The sequence below is a fragment of the Mesorhizobium sp. M7A.F.Ca.CA.003.01.2.1 genome (assembly GCF_003998945.1).
In the GTDB taxonomy this organism is placed as follows: Bacteria; Pseudomonadota; Alphaproteobacteria; order Rhizobiales; family Rhizobiaceae; genus Mesorhizobium; species Mesorhizobium ciceri.
In genome coordinates this window covers 1-1,648 of record NZ_RZRA01001107.1, presented here as the reverse complement: position 1 = coordinate 1,648, position 1,648 = coordinate 1, and the positions used below count along the sequence as shown (strand labels likewise).

Annotated in this window: 1 protein-coding gene and 1 pseudogene; both read right to left on the bottom strand. The window is 61.0% G+C overall.

Annotation, left to right across the window (positions count from 1 at the left end):
* Positions 1-250: pseudogene (locus EN969_RS30215) on the bottom strand (RidA family protein); the annotation flags it as partial.
* A 23-nt stretch (positions 251-273) separates the two neighbouring features.
* Positions 274-1,648, bottom strand: a 1,375-nt coding sequence (locus EN969_RS30210) for a xanthine dehydrogenase family protein molybdopterin-binding subunit (RefSeq protein ID WP_164758628.1), incomplete at its 5' end; no start/stop codon positions are given.

Below are 1,648 nucleotides of genomic sequence, written 5' to 3'. Positions count from 1 at the left end.
GCCGGATGAGATAGTCGAGCGCGCTGCCGAGTTCTTCCAGATCTGATTTGATGTTCGCCAGAATTGCACGCCACTGTGCCGCCGCATCGCCAGTGAATCCCCCTCCTCTCTTTCCGGTCGGATCATAATTTTCGGCGGTTGCCGTATTTCCGCAAAGGTAGACAAATCCCTTTGCTCCGGAGACGACCGTGCCTTTTCCCCACGGCATCAACTTTCCGTTTTTGAATTTCTTATGGGTTACGAGTTCCATGCTTCGTCCAGAACTCTTGATCGTCAGCCTATCAAATCGTCTATTCTGATCGGCAGATCGCGAATGCGCTTGCCGGTGGCATGATAGACGGCACTCGCCACGGCAGCAGCCGTTCCGACATTGCCGAGTTCGCCCAAACCCTTGACGCCGGCAGGGTTGACCTGATGGTCGATTTCGGGGACCAGGATAACGTCGACCTGTTTGATGTCGGCGTTGACCGGTACGAGATAGTCCTGCAGGTCGCGGTTGACGTAGCGCGCGTGTCGCTGATCGATTTCCGTCGCCTCGTGCAACGCCTGGCCGATACCCCAGATCATGCCACCCATCAGCTGGCTGCGCGCGGTGCGCGTGTTCATGATGCGCCCGGCGGCGAAGGCCCCGACGATGCGCGGGGCCCGGATTTCGCGTGTATAGCTGTTGATGCGCACTTCGACGAACTCGGCGCCAAAGGCATATTTGACCGAATCTTCGTCGTTCTCTCCACCATGAAATTCCGACTGTCCGGCATAGAGTTTGCTGAGGGCTTCAGGCGAAGAACCCTTCGGCGCAAACTCGGCATATTCCTCGATGGCGCCGACTTGCATAGCCTTGAAGACATCAGCCAGCTTTGCGGATTTGCCGGTCTCGGTGACGACCTCTTCGTCCTTCAAGTCCAGCTTCGCATTGCCCGAACCGGCCAGCGGAGCCCCCCTGCCCGCAGCGGCGGCGAACAGCTTTTCGCGTATCGCGTCGCAGGCTTTCATGACCGCCGAGCAGACACTGGCGGTCGAGATCGATCCGCCCGACACGGGAGCCGGCGGCAAGGCACTGTCGCCCATCTCGACGCTGATCTTGTCCATGCCGATGCCCAGTCTTTCGGCCGCCATCTGGCCGGCAATGGTGCGAACGCCGGTGCCGATTTCATGCGAGCCGCACTGGATCCGAACCTCGCCGTCGGCGGTGAGACGAACCCGGGCCGCGCAGGGCGCGGCGGCAGTCGGATAGATCGCCGTCGCACAGCCCATCCCGACCAGCCAGTCGCCGTCGCGCATCGAGCCGACCTTGGGATCGCGCTTCGACCAGCCAAAGGCCTCCGACGCCTGGTCGTAGCACTTGATGAGTGAGCGGCTGGAAAATGGCTTGCCTCCGATGGGCTCCTTCTCCGGTTCATTGATGCGACGAAACTCGACAGGATCCATGCCGAGGGCCACGGCCATTTCGTCCATGGCGTTTTCCAGCGCGTAGACATAAGGCGTCTCCGGCGGCGATCGCATGTAGCCAGGCGTGTTGCGGTCGGCATGAACCAGCGAAACATGCGTCAGAACGGCGCCGTAATTGTACATGCGCGCGGTGGCGGACGTGCCGCCGACGACATAAGGGTCGGGGCGTGACGTCACCTCCCAGGCCTCATGTCCGAAC